The sequence below is a fragment of the Bacillus sp. 01N45 genome, assembly GCF_056399205.1.
Map to the genome: position 1 here is coordinate 400,652 of NZ_JBFTQW010000003.1, position 21,151 is coordinate 421,802.

22 protein-coding genes are annotated in these 21,151 nt (G+C 36.4%); 11 read left to right on the forward strand and 11 right to left on the reverse strand.

Going from position 1 to position 21,151, the window contains the following annotated elements; translation table 11 throughout:
* Window positions 1-4: 4 nt before the first annotated feature.
* From AC1DMU_RS09875 to AC1DMU_RS09890, 4 genes are all read right to left on the reverse strand, one after another.
* Window positions 5-685, reverse strand: coding sequence for a glycosyltransferase family protein (locus AC1DMU_RS09875; RefSeq protein ID WP_088062490.1), 681 nt, complete (start codon window positions 683-685; stop codon window positions 5-7).
* Between the two features lie 12 nt (window positions 686-697).
* Window positions 698-1,384: a glycosyltransferase family protein gene (locus AC1DMU_RS09880; RefSeq protein ID WP_088062488.1), complete on the reverse strand. Its 687-nt coding sequence runs from the start codon at window positions 1,382-1,384 to the stop codon at window positions 698-700.
* Complete coding sequence (locus AC1DMU_RS09885) at window positions 1,381-2,070, reverse strand: class I SAM-dependent methyltransferase (RefSeq protein WP_088062486.1); 690 nt, start codon at window positions 2,068-2,070, stop codon at window positions 1,381-1,383. The genes AC1DMU_RS09880 and AC1DMU_RS09885 overlap by 4 nt, the downstream gene beginning before the upstream one ends.
* Before the next feature lie 140 nt (window positions 2,071-2,210).
* Entirely contained in the window at window positions 2,211-3,308 is a 1,098-nt protein-coding gene (locus tag AC1DMU_RS09890; RefSeq protein ID WP_088062484.1) for a glycosyltransferase, read from the reverse strand.
* A gap of 165 nt (window positions 3,309-3,473) precedes the next feature.
* On the opposite strand from AC1DMU_RS09890, the gene AC1DMU_RS09895 reads away from it, so the two are divergent.
* The 7 genes from AC1DMU_RS09895 to AC1DMU_RS09925 all read left to right on the forward strand — a co-directional run bounded on the left by AC1DMU_RS09895 (window position 3,474) and on the right by AC1DMU_RS09925 (window position 10,828).
* The gene (locus tag AC1DMU_RS09895) at window positions 3,474-4,352 is read left to right on the forward strand and encodes a BclA C-terminal domain-containing protein (RefSeq protein WP_088062483.1); all 879 of its coding nucleotides are present in this window, start codon (window positions 3,474-3,476) and stop codon (window positions 4,350-4,352) included.
* 122 nt (window positions 4,353-4,474) lie between these two features.
* Entirely contained in the window at window positions 4,475-5,320 is an 846-nt protein-coding gene (locus AC1DMU_RS09900; RefSeq protein WP_088062481.1) for a TylF/MycF family methyltransferase, read from the forward strand.
* A gap of 141 nt (window positions 5,321-5,461) precedes the next feature.
* Window positions 5,462-6,220, forward strand: a complete 759-nt coding sequence (locus AC1DMU_RS09905; protein ID WP_088062479.1) for a class I SAM-dependent methyltransferase — start codon at window positions 5,462-5,464, stop codon at window positions 6,218-6,220.
* Window positions 6,221-6,226: 6 nt separating this feature from the next.
* Entirely contained in the window at window positions 6,227-7,162 is a 936-nt protein-coding gene (locus AC1DMU_RS09910; protein WP_088062477.1) for a glycosyltransferase family 2 protein, read from the forward strand.
* A 146-nt stretch (window positions 7,163-7,308) separates the two neighbouring features.
* Window positions 7,309-8,469, forward strand: coding sequence for an FtsW/RodA/SpoVE family cell cycle protein (locus AC1DMU_RS09915; protein ID WP_088062475.1), 1,161 nt, complete (start codon window positions 7,309-7,311; stop codon window positions 8,467-8,469).
* A gap of 74 nt (window positions 8,470-8,543) precedes the next feature.
* On the forward strand, window positions 8,544-9,284 hold the full coding sequence (gene prpE / locus AC1DMU_RS09920; RefSeq protein ID WP_476941495.1) for a bis(5'-nucleosyl)-tetraphosphatase PrpE: 741 nt from the start codon (window positions 8,544-8,546) through the stop codon (window positions 9,282-9,284).
* A 155-nt stretch (window positions 9,285-9,439) separates the two neighbouring features.
* The gene (locus tag AC1DMU_RS09925) at window positions 9,440-10,828 is read left to right on the forward strand and encodes a peptidase G2 autoproteolytic cleavage domain-containing protein (protein ID WP_088062471.1); all 1,389 of its coding nucleotides are present in this window, start codon (window positions 9,440-9,442) and stop codon (window positions 10,826-10,828) included.
* A gap of 48 nt (window positions 10,829-10,876) precedes the next feature.
* Here the strand turns inward: AC1DMU_RS09925 and AC1DMU_RS09930 are convergent, their stop codons facing one another.
* From AC1DMU_RS09930 to AC1DMU_RS09945, 4 genes are read right to left on the reverse strand one after another with little or no spacing between them, the layout of a single operon-like run.
* The gene (locus AC1DMU_RS09930) at window positions 10,877-11,770 is read right to left on the reverse strand and encodes an RluA family pseudouridine synthase (protein ID WP_001079117.1); all 894 of its coding nucleotides are present in this window, start codon (window positions 11,768-11,770) and stop codon (window positions 10,877-10,879) included.
* Window positions 11,771-11,785: 15 nt separating this feature from the next.
* The gene (locus AC1DMU_RS09935; RefSeq protein ID WP_000673190.1) at window positions 11,786-12,583 is read right to left on the reverse strand and encodes an NAD kinase; all 798 of its coding nucleotides are present in this window, start codon (window positions 12,581-12,583) and stop codon (window positions 11,786-11,788) included.
* Between the two features lie 18 nt (window positions 12,584-12,601).
* Window positions 12,602-13,240, reverse strand: coding sequence for a GTP diphosphokinase (gene yjbM / locus AC1DMU_RS09940; protein ID WP_001081480.1), 639 nt, complete (start codon window positions 13,238-13,240; stop codon window positions 12,602-12,604).
* Between the two features lie 30 nt (window positions 13,241-13,270).
* On the reverse strand, window positions 13,271-13,642 hold the full coding sequence (locus AC1DMU_RS09945; RefSeq protein ID WP_001179996.1) for a UPF0738 family protein: 372 nt from the start codon (window positions 13,640-13,642) through the stop codon (window positions 13,271-13,273).
* A 146-nt stretch (window positions 13,643-13,788) separates the two neighbouring features.
* On the opposite strand from AC1DMU_RS09945, the gene AC1DMU_RS09950 reads away from it, so the two are divergent.
* From AC1DMU_RS09950 to AC1DMU_RS09965, 4 genes are all read left to right on the forward strand, one after another.
* A complete protein-coding gene (locus tag AC1DMU_RS09950; protein WP_048545155.1) occupies window positions 13,789-14,367 on the forward strand; it encodes a CYTH domain-containing protein in 579 nt (192 codons plus the stop codon).
* A gap of 180 nt (window positions 14,368-14,547) precedes the next feature.
* On the forward strand, window positions 14,548-14,946 hold the full coding sequence (locus tag AC1DMU_RS09955) for a globin domain-containing protein (protein ID WP_000043382.1): 399 nt from the start codon (window positions 14,548-14,550) through the stop codon (window positions 14,944-14,946).
* Window positions 14,946-15,839, forward strand: a complete 894-nt coding sequence (locus AC1DMU_RS09960) for a ClpXP adapter SpxH family protein (protein ID WP_000360671.1) — start codon at window positions 14,946-14,948, stop codon at window positions 15,837-15,839. The genes AC1DMU_RS09955 and AC1DMU_RS09960 overlap by 1 nt, the downstream gene beginning before the upstream one ends.
* Window positions 15,840-16,069: 230 nt before the next feature.
* Window positions 16,070-16,243 (forward strand): hypothetical protein, encoded by a 174-nt coding sequence (locus AC1DMU_RS09965; RefSeq protein WP_046957017.1) that lies wholly within the window; start codon window positions 16,070-16,072, stop codon window positions 16,241-16,243.
* Between the two features lie 129 nt (window positions 16,244-16,372).
* Here the strand turns inward: AC1DMU_RS09965 and pepF are convergent, their stop codons facing one another.
* From pepF to AC1DMU_RS09980, 3 genes are all read right to left on the reverse strand, one after another.
* Entirely contained in the window at window positions 16,373-18,199 is a 1,827-nt protein-coding gene (gene pepF, locus AC1DMU_RS09970; protein WP_087984733.1) for an oligoendopeptidase F, read from the reverse strand.
* A 50-nt stretch (window positions 18,200-18,249) separates the two neighbouring features.
* On the reverse strand, window positions 18,250-19,494 hold the full coding sequence (locus tag AC1DMU_RS09975) for a competence protein CoiA (protein WP_088062469.1): 1,245 nt from the start codon (window positions 19,492-19,494) through the stop codon (window positions 18,250-18,252).
* A gap of 80 nt (window positions 19,495-19,574) precedes the next feature.
* Window positions 19,575-21,119: a cardiolipin synthase gene (locus AC1DMU_RS09980; RefSeq protein WP_000799209.1), complete on the reverse strand. Its 1,545-nt coding sequence runs from the start codon at window positions 21,117-21,119 to the stop codon at window positions 19,575-19,577.
* Window positions 21,120-21,151 lie beyond the last annotated feature (32 nt).

Consider the following 21,151-nt stretch of genomic DNA (forward strand, 5'->3'; position numbering starts at 1 on the left):
TCCCTTATGATGGAGATAAAATATCTTTATACTGTTCTACAAACACTTTTCGATCTTTCTCATATGTATCCGCATCAAATTCATCTCCGTTATAATGAATACACCATAAATTTGATTGATTTGGGATACCAATTAAATAACCAGCCCTTTGAAACTCTAAAGACTGTGATACATCATAAAAGTGGAACCCTTGAAACAAATCTTCTCGCCACGGAATATCATACTGCGTTGCCATGAATAAGCCATCAATTGCCTGCACCGACATAAAAGATTGGCTTCCATAAAACCCCTGATCTAAATTTAATAATTGATAATTCCGTCTTCTATACTCAATCACTTTCCCTACTAAATTTTTCCCTTCCCACCATATCCCGTTACTCGGTAAAAATTGGGCTCCAGCTACTCCAATTAAGCCGAGCTTTTCATTATCTTTAAAAAGGGAAATAATTGTATAGAACATCTCTCGATTAATAAGATAAGTATCCTGATGTATATAAACCTTATACTTCGCGGGATATGAAAGTGCTCGGTTATATGCGCTTGCCATACTTTTCGCATCTCGTATCGGAAAAATTTGTACGACATAATCAGGGGGAACAAAAAGGTTTCTTATTTGTCTCTCGCATTGTTCAAATAGCTCTTCATTATTTACACAAACAACAACTAATATTGTACGATCCTTCATTTTGTAGCCCCTCTATTCGTCTTGATTTACATCTGACATATAGTTCTCCACAAATATCTTTCTATACTTGTCATAGTTGGTCATATTCACATCAATATGATAGTGAATGCACCACGCATCACGCTGTACAGGAACCCCAACTGTATAGCCAGCTTTTCTAAATTCAAACGACTGAGATACATCATAATAGTCAAACCCATCAAACAAGTCTTCTCGCCAGGGAATATCGTATTGCGTTGCCATCAATAAACCGTCGATACATTCCACAGGCATAAATGTTTTTGACTCATGGTACGGCTGTTCTTGAGTTGCCATATAAAATAAATCGTTCATATAACCAATTACTTTCCCAATAACTCCCTTGCCTTCATTCCATATCCCGTTTGGAGGAACATATTGGGCTCCAATCATTCCAATCATTCCAAGATGTTCATGTTCGTTAAATAATTGAAGTAATCCATATAAAAATGCCACATTCATAATGAAAACATCTTGGTGTATATATACTTTATATTTCGCTGGATGCGAAATCGCTTGATTATATCCGCTCGTCATACTTTTCGCATTCCGAATTGGCATAAATTGTACAGTATACCCTGGAGGCACTGCTAAGCTCAATATATGTCGTACACACTGTGCATACATTTTCCGATCATTTATACATGTAACAAATAATATTGTTTTTTCAGCAGCACTCATAGCTGTGATTTTTCTGCTTCAATAATATACTGAAATACGACCGTCTCAGCCATGAAGCCACTTCCAAGACGATATTTTTTACAAATTCCATATAATTCCTCAATAAGTGGTTCGTACATTTTATGATCAACATATACACGATCTACTTTACTAATCGAATAACCTGCTTTTAAAAACATTCGGAGCATTTCATTAAATGTAAAGAAACGAATATGCGTTTTATCTAATAAACCATATTCTGTATACGTCCAATTTCCAGCAAGTAACGGCGCTAATACTGAAATGTGAGCAACGTTTGGTATACTTGCTAAAATCACACCATTTTCTTTTATATATGGCTTTACTTTTTCTATTACAGCCCACGGATCAAATAAATGCTCTAATACGTCTCCGAATATGACGCAATCAAATTGCTCCTCCTCATACGGCATATCCATTGTTTCTATATCGCCTAAAACAACATGATCTAGTTTTTCTTTTGCTTGTTCTGCCGCCTCTGGGAATGCTTCGATTCCTGATACACGTGTGCCATTTTCTTTTATGACCGCTCCCAATGCACCACTCGAGCAACCGATATCAAGAACTTCTTTCCATTCCTTTTTTATATGCTTTAATAAATTCGGATTCACTGCATTATAATAATGCCCGGACTTTTCTTCGTATAAAGAATTTTTTGGGGAATTCATTTTACACACTCCTTATGCAAATTGAATTTGAAATATAAATCTCATTCACCAAATATTGGTTCCATTACTGATACACTAATATATAACCAATCTATTAGTGTTAGAATAACGATAAATCATTTCTAACAAAACGAAACTTATTACACTTTATATTGTTTATCAAAAACACCCCGAAAATATTTGCGGTTATATTCAATTGCAGCATTATTCGGAACATAAGAAGCTGCTAGTTCATTGTAATAATAAGCTTTATCTTGCTCTCCTAACTTGCTATAACAAATACACATTTGTAAATAGGGAAGCCATGTGTAGCTCGCTGGACTATGAAACGGACTCTCCGTCGCCATTGGTACTTCCGTTGCAAGTTTAAACCAAAATATCGCTTCGTTATATTTTTGTTGTTCCATATATATATATCCTATTCTTGTACAATTCTCTCCTCTAGGAACATCATATCGAAACGACTTCACGCAAGATTCAACTGCTTTCTCCCACATTCCAATCTTTGCATAGCAATCTCCTAACTTACCACATGCATAAATTTTCTCTTCATACCATCCTTCGTCTTGATTAAGAAATGTTTCATATAGTAGAACTGCATCATCATATTTTTGATTATCCATAGATTCATTCGCGTAATAAAATAAATCTCTCGGACTCAATTCTTCTCCAGCTGCTACAGCATCTTGAAAAATTTTCAAATTACGATTTGTTACCTTTTTTTCTTTTTTATGTGTAATAGCAACATTACTACTAAAAGTTTCACCAGAAATAGCTAAATATTCATGAACCTTTCCAAACCATTGAAATTGTTTTTCACGCTTTACAAGTCGATTTCTTTTTGTACAATATAAAGGTTTCCCGTTAGAATCCATTGCAAGATGATACGGCATCGAAACTGCATCCACATTAGGATCTAATTCTCTTTTTAATAGGATCAATGCCTCTTGAGCATCTTCTAATAACACATCATCAGCATCTAGCCATAATATATATTCTTGTGTTGCTTTCGAAAAAGAAAAATTTCTAGCTGCCGCAAAATCATTAATCCATGGAAAGTCATATATGTTGGAAGTATATTGAGCTACAATTTCTTTCGTTCGATCAATGGAACCTGTATCAACTACAATAATTTCATCAACAATTTTTTCTACTGCCTCTAAACATCGACCTATTGTATCTTCCTCATCTCGAACAATCATACATAAACTAATTGTGATTCCTTGCTTGTTCAACATAATCACCCTCTTCCAAATCAATCATATGTTATACATACAATAAACTTTCCACTTTTTTAACTTACACAAGCAGTTTAAGATTTCTTTTCAATAATTCAAATGTCCGTGTCATTTTCTTCCGGTTTTGCATCTACTATATAATGAACGCTTTATGGAGGTGAATTTATGTCAAATAATAATTATTCAGATGGATTGAATCCCGATGAATCTTTATCAGCTAGTGCATTTGACCCTAATCTTGTAGGACCAACATTACCACCAATACCACCGTTTACCCTTCCTACCGGACCAACTGGGCCGACTGGGCCGACTGGGCCGACTGGGCCGACTGGGCCAACTGTACCAACTGGACCGACTGGACCGACTGGGCCGACTGGACCGACTGGACCAACTGGACCGACTGGACCGACTGGACCGACTGGACCGACTGGACCGACTGGACCAACTGGAGACACTGGTACTACTGGACCAACTGGGCCAACTGGAGACACTGGTGCTACTGGACCAACTGGGCCAACTGGAGACACTGGTACTACTGGACCGACTGGGCCAACTGGAGACACTGGCGCGACTGGACCAACTGGTGCTACCGGACCGACTGGACCAACTGGGCCAACTGGACCGACTGGACCATCAGGACTAGGACTTCCAGCAGGATTATATGCATTTAACTCCGGTGGAATTTCTTTGGATCTTGGACTTAATGCTCCAGTACCATTTAATACTGTTGGATCTCAGTTCGGCACAGCAATTTCTCAATTAGATGCCGATACTTTCGTAATTAGTGAAACTGGATTCTATAAAATCACTGTTATCGTATATACTGCAGCCGTAAGTCTATTAGGAGGACTTACAATCCAAGTAAATGGGGTACCTGTACCTGGTACTGGAACGACTTTAATCTCAGTTGGAGCACCTATCGTTGTTCAAGCAATTACGCAAATTACGACAACTCCATCATTAGTTGAAGTAATTGTTACAGGACTTGGATTATCATTAGCTCTTGGTACGAGTGCATCCATTATTATTGAAAAAATCGCTTAATTTTTTCCTTAGCAGTAAAACTGATATCAGTTTTACTGCTTTTTCATTGGTAAATTCAATCATTAAATCCTTCTTTTCTACATAGTCATAATGTTGTATGACATTCTTCAGGAGGCAATTATATGGAAAATAAATCGGCTGTCCAGCTTTATCTTGAGTTATTAAAGAAAACAATTTTATTTGAAATATGGCTAGAATACGAACCATACTTACCTGCTTCTTTACATATATCTAAAGAACTATCATATGAACCAGTTACGGTTCCACTTCCTTTATTTCTTAAGCAGTATATAGAAAATCACAATTTAAAAATCGTTAATCCTAATGTTTCAAACGATGAGCGTCAAGGTGGCAAGGATTGGCCAAGAGCTGCACACAGTATGGTTGGTCGAAAACGTATGAATCAATTACAAGAGGCGATGGAAACTGTAGTCAGGGAAAATATAGAAGGCGATTTTATTGAAACTGGTGTATGGCGCGGAGGATCATGCATTTTTATGAATGGGTTTTTACAAGCAAACAACATTAAGGATCGTACTGTATGGGTTGCCGATTCGTTTGAAGGTCTGCCCGCACCTAACTTAGAACAATATCCGAAAGATTACGGTGATTATTTGCACACATTCGATTACTTACGAGTTTCTTTAGAAACAGTGCAAGAAAACTTTAGAAAATATGATTTATTAAATGATCAGGTGAAATTTTTAAAGGGTTGGTTTAAAGATACATTGCCTTCAGCACCGGTAGAAAAAATTGCAATTGCTCGCCTTGATGGTGATATGTATGAATCAACGATGGATAGTCTTGTAAATTTATACGATAAAGTTTCAACAGGTGGCTTTATTATTATTGATGATTATGGATTGATAACATGCGCAGAGGCTGTAACAGATTTCAGAAGTGAAAGAAACATAAAAGCTCCTATGACTCAAATTGATGATTTCGGTATTTATTGGCGAAAAGAATAGGATACAATTTTATTTTTTTGAGGGGTTCTATCACACTACTTATTCATAAGGACCTATCATGTAAAGTTCCCCTCACTATAAATGATTAACTTATATATGCAATAAAAATCTCTTACTTTACTACAAGGACGGAGTGAATGTATGAACGAAAATGAGAAAAAAATCACATTAATTCCACCCCCAGAACTCGTTCAATATGTAGGTGGTGACTTTGAAGAAGTTGGAAAAGAGTTTATACAGTATTTTATTGAATTTGGAAATTTAAAATCAAATGAAACAGTGTTAGATATAGGCTGCGGCATCGGCCGAATGGCGGTTCCATTAATGAATTATTTAAGTAATGATGGTACTTATTATGGATTTGACTTATTCAATGCGGGAATTACATGGTGCAAAAATAACATTTCAACACGCCGTAACAATTTCCATTTTGAACATGTCGATATATATAATCAATTCTACAATCCCGAAGGAAAAGAAGATGCTTCCGAATACAAGTTTCCATATGAAGATGAATCATTTGATTTTATTTTTTTAACGTCAGTATTTACCCATCTCCTTCCGAAAGAATTAGAACATTACGTATGCGAGATTGCACGAGTTCTAAAAAAAGATGGGAGATGTTTTATTACTTTCTTTTTAATTAATCCTGAATCTTCCTATTACTTAAACGCAGGACTAAGTACGTTAGGTTTTTATCATCAAATTGACAATTGTTATGTTCTAAATAAAGATATCCCGAACTTCGCAGTTGCCTATCCTGAAGAAGATATTCGTATCCTATTAAATAAGTATGGGCTAGAAGTACAGACTCCCCCTCATTATGGTTCATGGTGTAGCAGAACTAAACACACAAGTTATCAAGATATTATTCTTACACAAAAAACTTCTGAAAGGTAGTTGTATATGAATAATATTAAAAATCCGCCTCTCGTTTCCATCCTTATTCCCACCTATAATCGACCACATTATTTTAAAATTGCTTTAGAAAGTGCATTAGCACAAACATATTCAAATATTGAAATTATTGTAGGAGACGATAGCACAAATAATGAAACAGAAAAATTAATATACAGACATTATTTACATAAGCATAAACATATAACGTACATTCGAAATGCTTCTACTCTAGGACAATTTCATAACGCCCTTATGCTCTTAGAACAGTCAAATGGAGAGTACATAAATTTCTTAATGGACGATGATATAATTTATAATAATAAAATCGAAAAAATGATGTCTTATTTCCAACAAGACTTAAATAAAAATCTCGCGCTTATCACATCCTATCGCACTTGGATTAATGATAATGGAGATATAATTGAACAACATCCCTCCATGAAAAAATTATATGATGAAGATACTCTACTAAATGGGAAAGCTTTTGGAAACCGTATGCTTATACTGGGACAAAACATTATTGGTGAACCTACGACTGTACTCTTTCGAAAAGATCTATTAGCAGAACCATTCGGCACTTTAAATGGTAGAAAATATGGTTGTAGTGTTGATATGGCCTCTTGGATAAGTTTACTGTCAAAAGGTGATGCAATGTATATAACTGAGCCCTTAAGTTCATTCCGCCTTCATACGGGACAGCAAGTACATTACAAATTCCTTGAAGGCTGTGAAGATTTTTTACATCTCGTTTTAACCTCCAAAAAATATGGTTTCTTACAAGATAGCACCCGTTATAAATCGAGTCTGTTAAAAGCTTGCGAATGGCACGATGATGCTGTGAATTTTTATCAGCTATACCCAAACCTCATTCCAACTTCCGATACACATGCCCGTCTCTCCTATTGTTTAAATATCATTACAAAAGAACTCCGAGAAATATAGTCCATCACACGGTAGGCACTATTCCTTCCGTGTGATGTATGACTTCCCACAAATAGTGGAATAAATGTATGCATAGTCTGCTTGTATATTATTTTTATCATGACATGATCCATATACTTACTAGGCGATAGAAAGGAATACATACATTGAAAGATCCAAATTCTCAATATCAAATAGACTACGTATTACTATTCATCTTATTTGCCATTGGGACTGTTAGTTGCTTTGCAATTGCAAGTGCACAAGCCTCTTTACCACCATTTTTGCAAAATGTAAATTTTGTATTAAAGCAAATCCAATGGTACTTCATTGGATTTATAGCCATCGGTTTTATTATGATTATCGATTTCGATCGTTATCAAAAAATTGCTTGGTATTTATATAGCTTTGCATTGGTACTACTAATTGGACTAGAACTTCAAGTACCAGGTGCCGTTACAATAAAAGGTGCGACCGCTTGGTACAGGCTTCCAGGCATCGGAAATTTCCAGCCTTCTGAAATTATGAAATTGTTTTTAATTATCGTCACCGGACGAATTATAGCAAATCACAATGAGAAATATTTTTTCCGAACAATACACAGCGATTTTTTATTACTCGGAAAAATATGTGCAACAAGTTTGCCACCCCTACTACTTATTGCAAAGGAACCTGATTTAGGAAACACAATGGTAATTTCAGCTATGCTCGCAGCAATGATACTAGTTTCTGGTATACGTTGGCGTTTTATTTTCGGATTAGTTTCTGGTATTTTTGTAGCTGGCGTTACATTAACGTATATTTTTTTTACTCATACAAAATTCTTTAAAGCACACATTTTACAAGAATATCAACTAAATCGCTTCTACGGCTGGTTAGCGCCATACAAATATGATGCGCAAGGCTATCAATTAAGACAAGCTTTCTTAGCTACTGGATCAGGGGAAATGCAAGGAAAAGGTTGGGAAAATGGACAAGTATACTTTCCAGAACCACATACGGATTTTATTTTCACCAATGTCGCTGAGCAATTCGGCTTTTTAGGCGCAAGTGTCATTGTTTCACTTTTTTTCCTACTTATTTTCCGCATGATTCATATCGCTTTAGAAAGTAATGACCCTTTCGGTAGTTACATCTGTGCTGGTACAATCGGAATGTTTACTTTTCAAGTATTTCAAAATATCGGGATGACCATCGGATTACTACCTATTACAGGAATTACATTACCCCTTATGAGCTACGGAGGAAGTTCCTTACTCACATACATGATAGCGATTGGCTTCGTTTTAAACGTTCGCTCAAGAACGAAAATCTTTATGTTTAAATGACGAGCAAAAACAGTATATTTTTATCTCTATCCTTTTTTAGATATACTAATGAAAAATATGGTGGAGGTTTAAATATGAAATTTGACATTATAGGGGATATTCATGGATGCTTTCAAGAGTTTCAAGATTTAACGACGAAACTCGGATACAACTGGAATAGTGACCTGCCGTTTCACCCTGACCAACGTAAGCTTGCTTTTGTTGGTGATATTACAGATCGCGGCCCTCATTCATTACGTATGATTGAAATTGTATGGGAACTTGTCATAAATAAAAAAGTAGCTTATTACGCTCCGGGAAATCACTGTAATAAACTATACCGTTTTTTCCTTGGGCGTAATGTGACAATCGCTCATGGACTCGAAACAACTGTTGCCGAATATGAAGCACTGCCTTCTCATAAACAAAACATTATAAAAGAAAAATTTATCACCCTTTACGAGCAATCCCCTTTATATCACGTACTCGATGAGAAAAGGTTAATTGTATGTCACGCTGGAATTCGGCAAGATTACATAGGAAGACAAGATAAAAAAGTACAAACCTTTGTATTATATGGCGATATTACAGGAGAAAAACATGCTGACGGCTCTCCTGTCCGTCGCGACTGGGCACAAGAATATAAAGGAAAAGCTTGGATTGTATATGGACATACACCAGTTAAAGAACCTCGCTTTGTAAATCATACAGTCAATATTGACACTGGAGCTGTATTTGGTGGCAAACTAACCGGACTACGTTATCCTGAGATGGAGACCRTTTCCGTCCCTTCCTCCCTGTCTTTTGTCCCTGAGAAATTTCGCCCAATTTCATAACTATCCTTATTTCAGATACCATTCACAAATTACGAGGATTACCGTATCATTTAGGCGGCTCTCCTATAAAAACTAGGTAAAGTAATTAAAAAAAGATGCAATAAAGTGCATCTTTTTTTAATTACACGGCATATACTGTCGCAGGAGGTGACAGAATGAAGAAAAAATCTTCTAAACAAAAAAGAAAATGCCCGCCTTTTTATCTGCCCATGTACGGAATTAACAACTGGTGCAGCATTCGAGCTGCAGCTTTAGAAGAACCGGACGGACAAGGGGCTTCCCCCAAAAACAAAGCTAAACCAAAATATGTCTCTTTAGAAAATGCTGTAATGAGCCGCATAATCGATAATAGAAAAACAAAGATGCAGCAAAAAAATAAACCTCTCTCTACTCACACTGAACAGGTTGTGCCTTCTGAGCAAACAGAGAAAAATACAGAAGAAGACATCCCTGTAGCAATAAATAAAAAAGCAGAATCAGAAATTCCAGCTGCTATTATAAATCAAGTGAAAAAAATAAGAAAAGCATTAGCACCATCCAATGATATACAAACAGAAAAAACGATCATAATTCAAACTCCTACACCTGAAAATACAAAAGTAAAAAAAGGGGGACGATATGCACATGCAGAGGGGCTTCACTCTAATGCAGAGGGTACAGCTTCACATGCAGAAGGACTTCTTACACACGCAAAAGCTTCTTTCTCTCATGCGGAAGGATCAAAAACGAAAGCAACTGGACATAGTTCCCATAGTGAAGGAAGTGAAACGACAGCAGGTGGCTCTTATTCTCATGCGGAAGGTAAACATACAATCGCTTTAGGCGAAGCAGCACATGCAGAAGGAACCGCGACTATCGCTAACGGATTCTCTTCTCATGCGGAAGGTAATCATACATCAGCAGCTCATTTTGCAGGTAGCCATATTATGGGGCGCTTCGGCACAGCAGAAGAATCTTATTCTTGGTTTATTGCAAACGGCACAAATGAAACCGATCATAATATCGGTGCAAAGTGGCTTGCTCATAATGGGGAAATGTATATTGATGGCGCTTCTTACAATGCAAGTGGAACTGATTTTGCACAAATGTTTGAAACAACAGACAATAATTTTATTGATGTAGGTTATTTCGTTACATTTAGTAGCGAAGAAAAAATTCGGATCGCTACTTCAAACGATTCATTCATTTTAGGAATATCTAGTGCAACCCCCGCCCTTATAGGAAATAGCGGTGCTTTAAGTTGGCAAAAACGCTATAAAACAGATAACTTTGGAAAACGCCAATATGTACGTACGGAATCGCAAGACATACAACCTCTTTTAAATACAGAATGGGATCCAACTTGCAAATATATAGCAAGAAAAGATCGTACCGAGTGGATTCCTGTCGGATTAATTGGACAAATGTTAGTACGCGATGACGGCACTTGCGAAACGCATGGATATTGTCGTCCAAATAACGATGGCATTGCTACAAAATCCGAAAGTGGCTTTTTCGTTATAAAGCGCACGGGTGAAAATCAAATTTTAATATTATTCCGCTAAGAAAAAAGGGAACAAAATTCTTCGTTACATAAGAATTTTGTTCCCTTTTTAAGTATGCCTTAATACCTCTTCCATATCGCTTGGAATCGTTGTAGTGAAAGACATTTCCTTCTCTAAAATAGGATGATAAAACGTCAAAGATGTACTATGAAGTGCTTGACGTTTTATCACATCTCTTCTTCCTCCATATAAATCATCACCAAGTAACGGGTGGCCTATATGAGCCATATGTACACGAATTTGATGCGTTCTTCCAGTCTCAAGCTCAAGTGATACATGCGTCTTATGATTGGCGCTATCCATCACTCTAAAATGAGTAACTGCTCTTTGCCCATTTTCACAAACGGTTCGCTCAATAATGCTATCCGATTTTCGTCCAATCGGTGCATCAATCGTTCCTTCTCGTTCTATCATCTCACCGTGAACAATTGCTTCATATGTTCTTTTCACAGCTTTTTGTTGATGCTGTTTCGATAAAAGATGATGCACGAAACGATTTTTTGCAATAAGCATAAGCCCTGAAGTATCACGATCTAATCTTGTTACGATATGCACCGTACTTGCAAGATGCTGCTTATCATAATGAGATAAGAGCGCATTCGCAACACTACCTGCCGGATGTTCTCTAGACGGAATCGTTGACATGTTCGCCTCTTTGTTTATGACAAGAACCGCATCATCTTCATATACAATACATAAAGGGATATCTTCTTTAATCATCCCTTCACTTCTTTCTTCCACTGGAAAAAAGACACGTAATTCTTCACCAGCTTGCAACTGATGACGAACACTGGCATGTTGATTATTTACTTCAATAGCTCCGCCGCGAAATTTTATATCCGTTAAGGCGGCTTTAGAAATCCCTTTTGTTTTTAAAAATTCTCTAACTAAAGTTCCCTCTTCAGCCGATTCTATATCCCATTTCAATGTAAATCTGTTCAAATATATAATCCCTTTCTATTTATCTGCAACAAACGAATCACGAACTCGTTTCCAGAACGGGAACGGACGGAAACGAACAAATCGTACTTTCTCGTTTGCAACGCGATACTGGATTGATTTCACATCTTGATGAACCATCGTTAAATGGTCCACCGTAATTTGTAAGTTCATTCCCGCAGCCGGCTTCAACACACATGTATGATGCTTCGGCAATACGAGTGGCGAGCCTACAGTACGAAACACACGGTTATTAATAGATGCCATTTCTGCAATTTGAATCGCTTCAATAGAAGGGTGAATAATCGCTCCGCCAAGCGCCTTATTATACGCAGTACTTCCCGAAGGAGTAGAAATACAAAGGCCATCCCCGCGGAACGTTTCAAAGTACTCTCCGCGTATTTCCACTTCTGTTACTAATGTACCTTCCGCACTTTTAACAGTTGCTTCATTCATCGCCAAATACTGTGACTCTTTACTCCCATTCACATAGCGAATAATCACTTCTAAAAGCGGATATTCCACCACTTGGAATGGTGTTTTAGCAATTGCAATTACTAATTTCTCTACTTCTGTCGGTAACCAATCTGCATAGAAACCTAAATGCCCTGTATGTACACCAACAAATGCTGTTTCATCCAATCGATTATAATAACGATGAAATGCATATAAAAGCGTTCCATCTCCCCCAACAGAAATTACAATATCGGGTTCCTTTTCATCCATTATAAATCCAAAATCTAGCAAGTATTCTTTCATCGTGCTTGCCAGTGTATCTGATGATTGATCTCCCTTTGACATAATTGTAAATTTCATCGCCCAACACCCTTTAGTTTATGATTCGGAATCTTTCGTTTCTTGTTTTCTTGAAAAAGCTTTCTGCGCTTCTTGAATCTCAAGACGAATAGAAGACATTTCTTCATCTAATAAAAACGCCGCTTCCGCTGCGCGTTGCAAGCGTATTTTAATATCTTCAGGAAAACGTCCACTATATTTATAATTTAAAGAATGCTCAATTGTTGCCCAAAAATTCATTGCTAACGTGCGTATTTGGATTTCTACCAATACTTTTTTTTCTCCCTGAATCGTTTGAACGGGGTAACTAATGACAACGTGATAAGAGCGATAGCCGCTATCTTTCTTTTGCGTGACATAATCACGTTCTTCCACGATTTCAAAGTCATTTCGTTTTCGAAGATATTCTACAACAGGCTTAATCTCATCAACAAATTGACACATCATTCGAAGGCCCGCGATGTCTTGCATATCTTCTCTCAGCCGATCTAGCGGTACATTTCTCTTCTCCGCTTTATCAATAATACTAGCAACCGACTTTACCCTTCCTGTTACAAACTCAATTGGAGAATGCTCTGTTAACATTGCAAATTGAGTACGCATTCCTTTTAGTTTCACTTTCAGCTCTGCCACCGCTTGATGGTAAGGTGCTAAAAATTCTTCCCAATTTCGATTCATTTCAACCACCACCAAAATCAATCCATTTGCTTATAGAAATACTTTTTCTACAGCAGTTACTAGTTCTTCTCCGTAATTTGCATTACCTTCAATATTTTCAACTAAATATTCTACTTCTTCTTTTAAATTTTCTAATTCCATTTCAACGTCATTCACACGAACGAACATTACTATATCGTTATTCATCGCTTCATGCATTGCTTCCCAGCATGTGTGCGGAATACTTACATAAATGAAAGATGATTCGTTTTCTAAAATATATAAAAATGATAAATTGTCTGAGTCTACAAGTACGTGATTACGCGCACTTAACTCCTTTACCTCTATTTCATTATTTTCCGCACAAAAAATAAGCGCATTCTCTCTCTTTTCTACGCTCTTAACTTGAATTTTATTTTGCATGCTCTAACTCCTCCATCTCAACTTCCTGTCTTACTTAACAGTATTATTGTATCATAACATGGACGCAAACAAATAAAACATTGAACCAAATTTATGAAAAAGCGATAATGTGTAAAGAATTATTTTTTAAAAGGAGCGCGCATACAATGACACAAGAAATTGAAATTGAATTTAAAAATATTGTTACAGAAGAAGAATTCGATACATTATGTAAATCATTCTCTATTGAGGTATTTACGAAACAGGTGAATCACTACTTTGAAACACCGGGCTTCTCGTTAAAAGAAGCTGGCTCTGCACTTCGTATTCGTCATAAAGGAGAAACTTATACATTAACATTGAAACAACCTGCAGAAATCGGCTTGTTAGAAACGCATCAAGTCGTAACAGAAGACGAAGCAAGAATGATGATGGAAACAAACGGAATCATTCCAGGGGCTGTAATGGATCAACTACACAAATTACAAATTCCTGTTTCCACTTTAACTTATATGGGTAGTTTAACAACTGAAAGAGCCGAAACACTATTTGAAGGCGGAACGCTTGTCTTTGATCATAGTTTCTATTACAATCACGATGATTATGAAATTGAATTTGAAGTGCAAGATGAAGAAACAGGAAAAGCTGCATTTATTCATTTATTAAAACAGCACGACATACCAATCCGTCATACAAATAATAAAGTAAAACGCTTTTTCCTTGCCAAACAAAACAAAGCACGCTAAAGTGAAAATTCCACTAGTGAATACGTTCTACTAGTGGATATATCTCACTTTTTAAAAGGAAAAGATTCTTTTACATTTGAAAAATAAGCAAAGAACGTTATGAAGGCTGTTTATTTGCCCTCTAGAACATTCCATTGCTACAATAGATATACATTTCATGGAAAAAGGAGTTTATAAAGGATGAGCAAGCAACCGATGACACCATTTGAAGCAATTGGCGGTGAACAATGCATTGCAATATTAGTAGACACGTTTTATTCCTATGTCAGTAAACACCCTGACCTATCTCCCATCTTCCCGGATGATTTAACAGAAACCGCTAGGAAGCAGAAACAATTTTTAACGCAATATTTAGGTGGTCCTAATTTGTACACTGAAGAACATGGTCATCCTATGTTAAGAGCACGCCATCTTCCGTTTGAGATTACTCCAAAACGAGCAGAGGCTTGGCTATCATGTATGGAGCAAGCAATGGATGACACAGGAGTGCACGGTCATATAAGAGAGTTCGTTTTTGAACGTTTAGCGCTAACTGCTCAGCATATGGTTAATACTCCAAACGAAACAGGTGAAGTGTAATGGATAAGCAGGAAGCAATGCATATAAATATGCCATCTCCTTCCGCATGTGAGCATAAGTCTGTAGAAGCATATTTATTTATTGATCCACTTTGCAAAGATTGCTGGGAAATTGAGCCCTTTATTATTAAACTATGGCTTGAATACGGGAAATACTTCTCTATTCGTCATATCGTAACAGGAAAAGTGGATGGAACGAACGCTTCCTCACACAAATGGAATAAACCTGCTAATATTCGATTTGTGTGGGAAAAGACAACAAGTTTACAAGGTTTTTCATGTGATGGAAAGGTACATATGCAAGAAGCATCGTCAACACCATATTTAGTTTCGATGGCAATTAAGGCAGCGGAGTTACAGGGCCGAAAAGCAGGTTCGAAGTTTTTGCGAAAACTCCAAGAATACATTTTCCTTGAAAATGTATCAAACCCTGACTGCGAATTATTACTTGCATGTGCAAGAGATAGCGATATTGATGTAGAAGAATTTAAAAAAGACCTACATTCCGCTAGCGCAAAAAAAGCTTTCCAATGTGACTTAAAATTTACAAATGAGATGCACATTACAGAAATACCTTCTCTCGTATTCTTTCATGCGAATTCAGATGAAGAAGGTATTAAAATCGCTGGAACTTATTCCTACGACGTATACGTACAATTATTGAAAGAACTTGTAAAATGTGAAATCGAGCCAGAACCATTACCACCTTTAGAAGTGTTACTAGAAGCAACGCAATTTATATCTTCAAAAGAAGTAGCATTTATATATGACTGCTCGCAGCAAGAGATCGAGCGTGAACTGAAAAAATTACAACTGAAACGAAAAGTACAAATGATTGACGTAAAATGTGAGCGTTATTGGAAATGGATAGCAAAAGAAAAAGACCTGGTGTAAAACACCAGGTCTTTTTCTTTACGGCTTATAAAAATATTAAAGGGGATGGGAGAAATTTTCACGTTCAAACAAAGGGGTATATGTTTGTATGTGAATTCGTTCACGCTTATTATATTACAAGATTCGACGTCAGATGACAACCCCTTTTGTCGAATTTCACACTTTTGTCACATTCTAAACGTTTTCATTTCTGAATAAGCTATAAAAAAGCTATTTTGGAGGTGTTCCGTATGAAAAAAACGTATATTTTACTTATCTTACTAGCTGTCATCGTTTCTTTTTTCTTGTACATCCTCTCTCTACTACAAGCTTTTCCTAAAATTATTGCCTTCCCTCTTTTATTTGGAGTCATTGTCATCGCTCTCTCTTATTTCAACCATAAAAAACGATTTAAAGGGTTTTAACTACAAAAATCACCTGTAAAACTGCCTTCTAATTTAGAAAAAAGAAAGAAATTCACCTTATTCCTTCGACAAATATCGACAAAAAATATTAAAAACAAAAAAGACGAGGTAAATTCCTCGTCTTTACAATTACTTCTCTTCAAATAATAATGCTTCTAATTCATTTAATTTCTCTTCAAATACTTGTAGCGCTTCTTTTACCGGTTCTGGAGATGCCATATCTACTCCAGCTTTTTTCAGCACTTCAATTGGATAATCTGAGCTTCCTGCTTTTAAGAACTCATTAATGTAACGTTCTACTGCTGGTTGCCCCTCTTCTAAAATTTGTTTAGATAAAGCCGTTGCTGCACTAAATCCTGTTGCGTATTGGTATACGTAATAGTTGTAGTAGAAGTGCGGAATACGCGACCACTCTAAACCAATTTCTTCATCGATTACTAAAGCATCACCGAAATATTTCTTATTTAAATCATAGTAGATCTTCGTTAACATGTCTGGCGTAACCGCATGTCCTTCTTGTACTTTCTTATGAATAATATGCTCAAACTCTGCGAACATCGTTTGACGGAATACAGTACCACGGAATCCTTCTAAATAATGATTTAATAAGTATAGACGCTCTTTCTTATCTTCTGTCGTTTTTAATAAATAATCGTTTAGAAGTGCTTCATTACAAGTTGATGCTACTTCCGCAACGAAGATTGAATAATCACCGTATACGTGCGGCTGCGTCTTTCTTGTATAGTAACTATGCACGGAATGACCGAACTCATGAGCAAGTGTATATAAATTATTTACATTATCATGCCAGTTCATTAAAATATACGGATTTGTTCCATATGCACCAGATGAATATGCTCCGCTTCGCTTTCCTTTATTCTCATACACATCTACCCAGCGATTTTCATATGCTTCTTTTAAAATGTCAACATACTCATCACCAAGTACGTTTAAAGACTTTAATAACATGTCTTGTGCTTCTTCATACTTCACGTTCATTTTCACTTCTGGTACAAGTGGTGTATATAAATCATACATATGAAGCTCATCAAGTCCTAGTGCACGCTTACGAATATCAATGTAACGATGTAGCAAGTGTAAATTATCATTTACAGATTCAACAAGTTGATCATACACCGCTTCAGGAATATTATTATTACTTAATGCCGCTTGACGTGCAGAATCGTATTTACGAACACGCGCATTGAAATTATTACGTTTCACAGCTCCGCTTAACGTGCTTGCAAATGTGTTCTTATATTTCCCGTACGTTTCATATACAGCTTTGAATGCATCTTCGCGCACACGACGATCATCACTTTCTAAAAACTGAATGTAACGACCATGTGTAATTTCCACTTCTTCTCCATCCTCACCTTTAATAGATGGGAATTTCAAATCCGCATTATTCAACATACCAAATGTATTACTTGACGCACTCATTACTTCAGATGCTTCTGCTAATAGAGCCTCTTCCGCTTCAGATAATACATGCGGGCGTTGACGCGTAATTTCTTCTAATGCATGTTCATATACACTTAAGTCTCTATTTTCTGTCAAGAATGTTTGCAGTGTATCTTCTGAAATCGATAAAATCTCAGGCACAATATATGCTGTGCTACTAGATACTTGTGAATATAAATTTGTTGCGCGGTCATTTAATGCTTGATACACAGAGTTTGTTGTATCTTGATCGTAACGCATATGCGCATATGTATATAGCTTACCTAATCGCATTGAAATTTCGTCTTCATATTGCAATGCTTCAAGTAAATTGTTCGCAGAGTCACCAAGTTTCCCTTTAAATTCAGTTAACTTCGGTAATAGCTCTTTAATGGCTTGGAATTCTTTTTCCCATTCTGCATCTGTTTGGAAAATATCTTCTAGTCGCCACGTACTTGATTCTTCAATCTCTTTGCGATCTGGTAATGTTTTTGCTGTGTTTTGTTCAGACATCCTTTAAGCCCTCCTTTAAATATCTCTACTTACATACAATTCGATTTTTCTTATGTAATTCCTTCACGATCAGTCTTTATTATATCCCCTTTTCCTTCTCTCATGTTGTACTTTGCCTCAAATAAAGATAAGGCATACGTTAAGCAAATTTCATCATATTTTATAACTTCCTCCTCTGTTTTTAACATAACTACTTCTCTTTTTTTCCGGTACTTATAAGTCCCTACTTTCTGCAATACACCTGCATAACATAAAAATGTCATATATTCAGCAACTGCTACTTTCCATATATGCCGTGAAAAGTACGGGAGCATGCGCCTTTTCGTATACGTTTTCACATAACTACATACATATTGAAGGGAAATACATTCCCCTACCGTAAGCTCACCTATACATTTTATATATAGAAAAGCTTGCCATATAAATGGATTTGTTTGAAAAGCAAGTGAGGACGGGAGTGGCACACCGATTTCAGAAGGAAAATTTGCTGGGGTACATTTACATTGATATAAAAGGCGTAATAGTGACTTATGATTGTAATTCCAAATCGGCAGAGCATTTTGCCGAAAATAGCTCTTTCGCTTTTTCCATTCCTCACCTAATGTTTCTTTTCGGAAAGAGACGGGAGAAAAGAGCATTTCAAAAGTAGTCGTTTCAGTTGGTAAATAGATAATATGTGAGAAAGAGACGCTTGTAGAAAATGAAGTGAGAAACGCGCATTTCATAAATGATTTTTGTTTCGAACAGAAGAAAATAAGAAATGGCTGAGGATAAGATTGTAAGGAGAAAGCCATAAGTGAGGAGAATTTCATCCAATATGCTGATTGCCTTTTCAATTGATTTCCACCAATGATCCAAATGACCTGTATACCAGCTCGCCAATACGAATAGGTTCGTTTGTACAGCTGCTCTATAGAGAGATTGGCGCATTGGTATTCAATCGCAATTGTTCTCCCTGCTCTCTCTATGAAAATATCTGGTCGTTGCTGAATTTCTGGAAGATAGTGCTCTATATACACAGGAAAGTTTTGACGTTTGAACCACCTATATAACAATTCTTTACCGTGCATATGATACATAGATTCTGCTTCATAAAAGGCAAGACACGCGTCCATTTTCTTATGAGCAAAATGCCAACTTTTTTGTTTCCCTAATTTCATTTGCACTTCCTTCCCGCAAGCTATGCAAAAGAAGCTTTCCTTTTTACGCATACGATGTAAAAGCTCTTCATCATGATGATAGAGTAGATGGATTTTTTCTCCGTTTTCTCTTGTGGCGATAAACATCGGAATCACACCCTTTCAGCTCCTTATATTCTACAATTTATTACAAATTCCTTTTAAAAAAGAGATGTCCCAATTTCGGACATCTCTTTTTATAATAAAGGTGATAATAATCGATACGTCGATTCAACAATTCGTCTATGAAGACGCCTTTTATGAAAACGATCGACATGAATTTCACTTGATTCTTCTATATCCTCTTTATAATCTTGAACAAGTTTTCGAATGCTGTCTGTATCATATAAAAAGGCATTTACTTCAAAGTTCAAATGAAAACTTCTCATATCCATATTAGCAGTCCCAATTGAAGCTAAATCAGAATCGACAATGACAACTTTACTATGAAGAAAGCCTTTTTCGTATTCATATATCTTTACCCCTGCATCTAAAAGCTCTGGGAAGTACGATCTCGATGCGTAAAAGACGGTGCGCTTATCAGGCTTACTCGGCATTAACAAACGGACATCAATACCAGCAAGTGCAGCTACCTTTAATGCGGATAAAATATCATCATCTGGAATGAAATACGGCGTCGCAATCCAAATTGATTTCCGTGCAGATGAAATCATGGCAAAGTATAAATGTTTAATTGTTTCCCATTTATTATCTGGTCCACCTGCAACGAGCTGTACGCCTCCCCAATGATCACCCTCAACTGCTTTCGCTTGTAAATATTCAGGGGCCAGCACAGCCTCACCAGTCATATAAAACCAATCTTGAAGGAAAATAAGTTGCAAGCTTTGAACAGCTTCACCACGCAAATATAAATGCGTGTCTCGCCAAAAACCGAAATATTTATCCTTCCCTAAATATTCATCACCAATATTTAATCCACCGACAAATCCTTCATTTCCATCAATAATAACGATTTTCCGGTGGTTTCGATAATTAATCTTATCGTTTAAAATCGGAAAGCGCACAGGGAAAAACGGAATCATTTCTACTCCTGCATCATTCAATTCTTCAATATATGAATTCGATAATCTAAAACTTCCAACCGCATCATATAAAAAACGAACGACAACACCTTCTTTTGATTTCTGTATTAAAATATCTTTAATTTCTGTTCCAAGCTTATCATCACGCACAATGTAATATTCCATATGAATGTGGTGTTTCGCTCGTTTTAATCCATCTAAAATAGCCTGAAACGTTTCATCTCCATTTGTTAATGTTCTCGTTTCAGTTTGAAATGAAATATTTAAAGCGCCTAAGCGGTCCGCTAAACGAAATAACAGCTCTTGGTGCTTATGATTGCGCAAAATCCGTTCTTCGTAATCTTCATGCCCTTTATATTGTAAAAATGCTTGTTCATCGAGCAACGCCTTCTTTTGGAACATTCTCTTCCTCCGAAAGTTCTGTCCAAATAATAAATAAGCGAAGAATCCAAATACCGGAAAAATGCCTAACACAATGAGCCATGTAAGTGTTTTAGACGGATGACGGTTCTCTAAGAAAATAACGCAGCCAATTAAAAATGCAGATACCGTAAATAAAATACTAATAATACCTAAAATCGAAACATCTTTTATACCAATTACATCCGAATAAAATGCTACATCAATAAACATACGTAACGAAACAAATAACGCGAACAATAGTAAAACAAAGAAAATCAACTTTAACGTATTTTTCATCTCTTACCTCCTTACTAAGAAAGCTTTCCTAT

Coding starts and splice junctions, on each gene's coding strand:
- AC1DMU_RS09875 (WP_088062490.1), bottom strand. CDS start 685: ATGAAGGATCGTACAATATTAGTTGTTGTTTGTGTAAATAATGAAGAG.
- AC1DMU_RS09880 (WP_088062488.1), bottom strand. CDS start 1,384: ATGAGTGCTGCTGAAAAAACAATATTATTTGTTACATGTATAAATGAT.
- AC1DMU_RS09885 (WP_088062486.1), bottom strand. CDS start 2,070: ATGAATTCCCCAAAAAATTCTTTATACGAAGAAAAGTCCGGGCATTAT.
- AC1DMU_RS09890 (WP_088062484.1), bottom strand. CDS start 3,308: ATGTTGAACAAGCAAGGAATCACAATTAGTTTATGTATGATTGTTCGA.
- AC1DMU_RS09895 (WP_088062483.1), top strand. CDS start 3,474: ATGTCAAATAATAATTATTCAGATGGATTGAATCCCGATGAATCTTTA.
- AC1DMU_RS09900 (WP_088062481.1), top strand. CDS start 4,475: ATGGAAAATAAATCGGCTGTCCAGCTTTATCTTGAGTTATTAAAGAAA.
- AC1DMU_RS09905 (WP_088062479.1), top strand. CDS start 5,462: ATGAACGAAAATGAGAAAAAAATCACATTAATTCCACCCCCAGAACTC.
- AC1DMU_RS09910 (WP_088062477.1), top strand. CDS start 6,227: ATGAATAATATTAAAAATCCGCCTCTCGTTTCCATCCTTATTCCCACC.
- AC1DMU_RS09925 (WP_088062471.1), top strand. CDS start 9,440: ATGAAGAAAAAATCTTCTAAACAAAAAAGAAAATGCCCGCCTTTTTAT.
- AC1DMU_RS09935 (WP_000673190.1), bottom strand. CDS start 12,583: ATGAAATTTACAATTATGTCAAAGGGAGATCAATCATCAGATACACTG.
- yjbM (WP_001081480.1), bottom strand. CDS start 13,240: ATGAATCGAAATTGGGAAGAATTTTTAGCACCTTACCATCAAGCGGTG.
- AC1DMU_RS09945 (WP_001179996.1), bottom strand. CDS start 13,642: ATGCAAAATAAAATTCAAGTTAAGAGCGTAGAAAAGAGAGAGAATGCG.
- AC1DMU_RS09950 (WP_048545155.1), top strand. CDS start 13,789: ATGACACAAGAAATTGAAATTGAATTTAAAAATATTGTTACAGAAGAA.
- AC1DMU_RS09955 (WP_000043382.1), top strand. CDS start 14,548: ATGAGCAAGCAACCGATGACACCATTTGAAGCAATTGGCGGTGAACAA.
- AC1DMU_RS09960 (WP_000360671.1), top strand. CDS start 14,946: ATGGATAAGCAGGAAGCAATGCATATAAATATGCCATCTCCTTCCGCA.
- AC1DMU_RS09965 (WP_046957017.1), top strand. CDS start 16,070: ATGAAAAAAACGTATATTTTACTTATCTTACTAGCTGTCATCGTTTCT.
- pepF (WP_087984733.1), bottom strand. CDS start 18,199: ATGTCTGAACAAAACACAGCAAAAACATTACCAGATCGCAAAGAGATT.
- AC1DMU_RS09980 (WP_000799209.1), bottom strand. CDS start 21,119: ATGAAAAATACGTTAAAGTTGATTTTCTTTGTTTTACTATTGTTCGCG.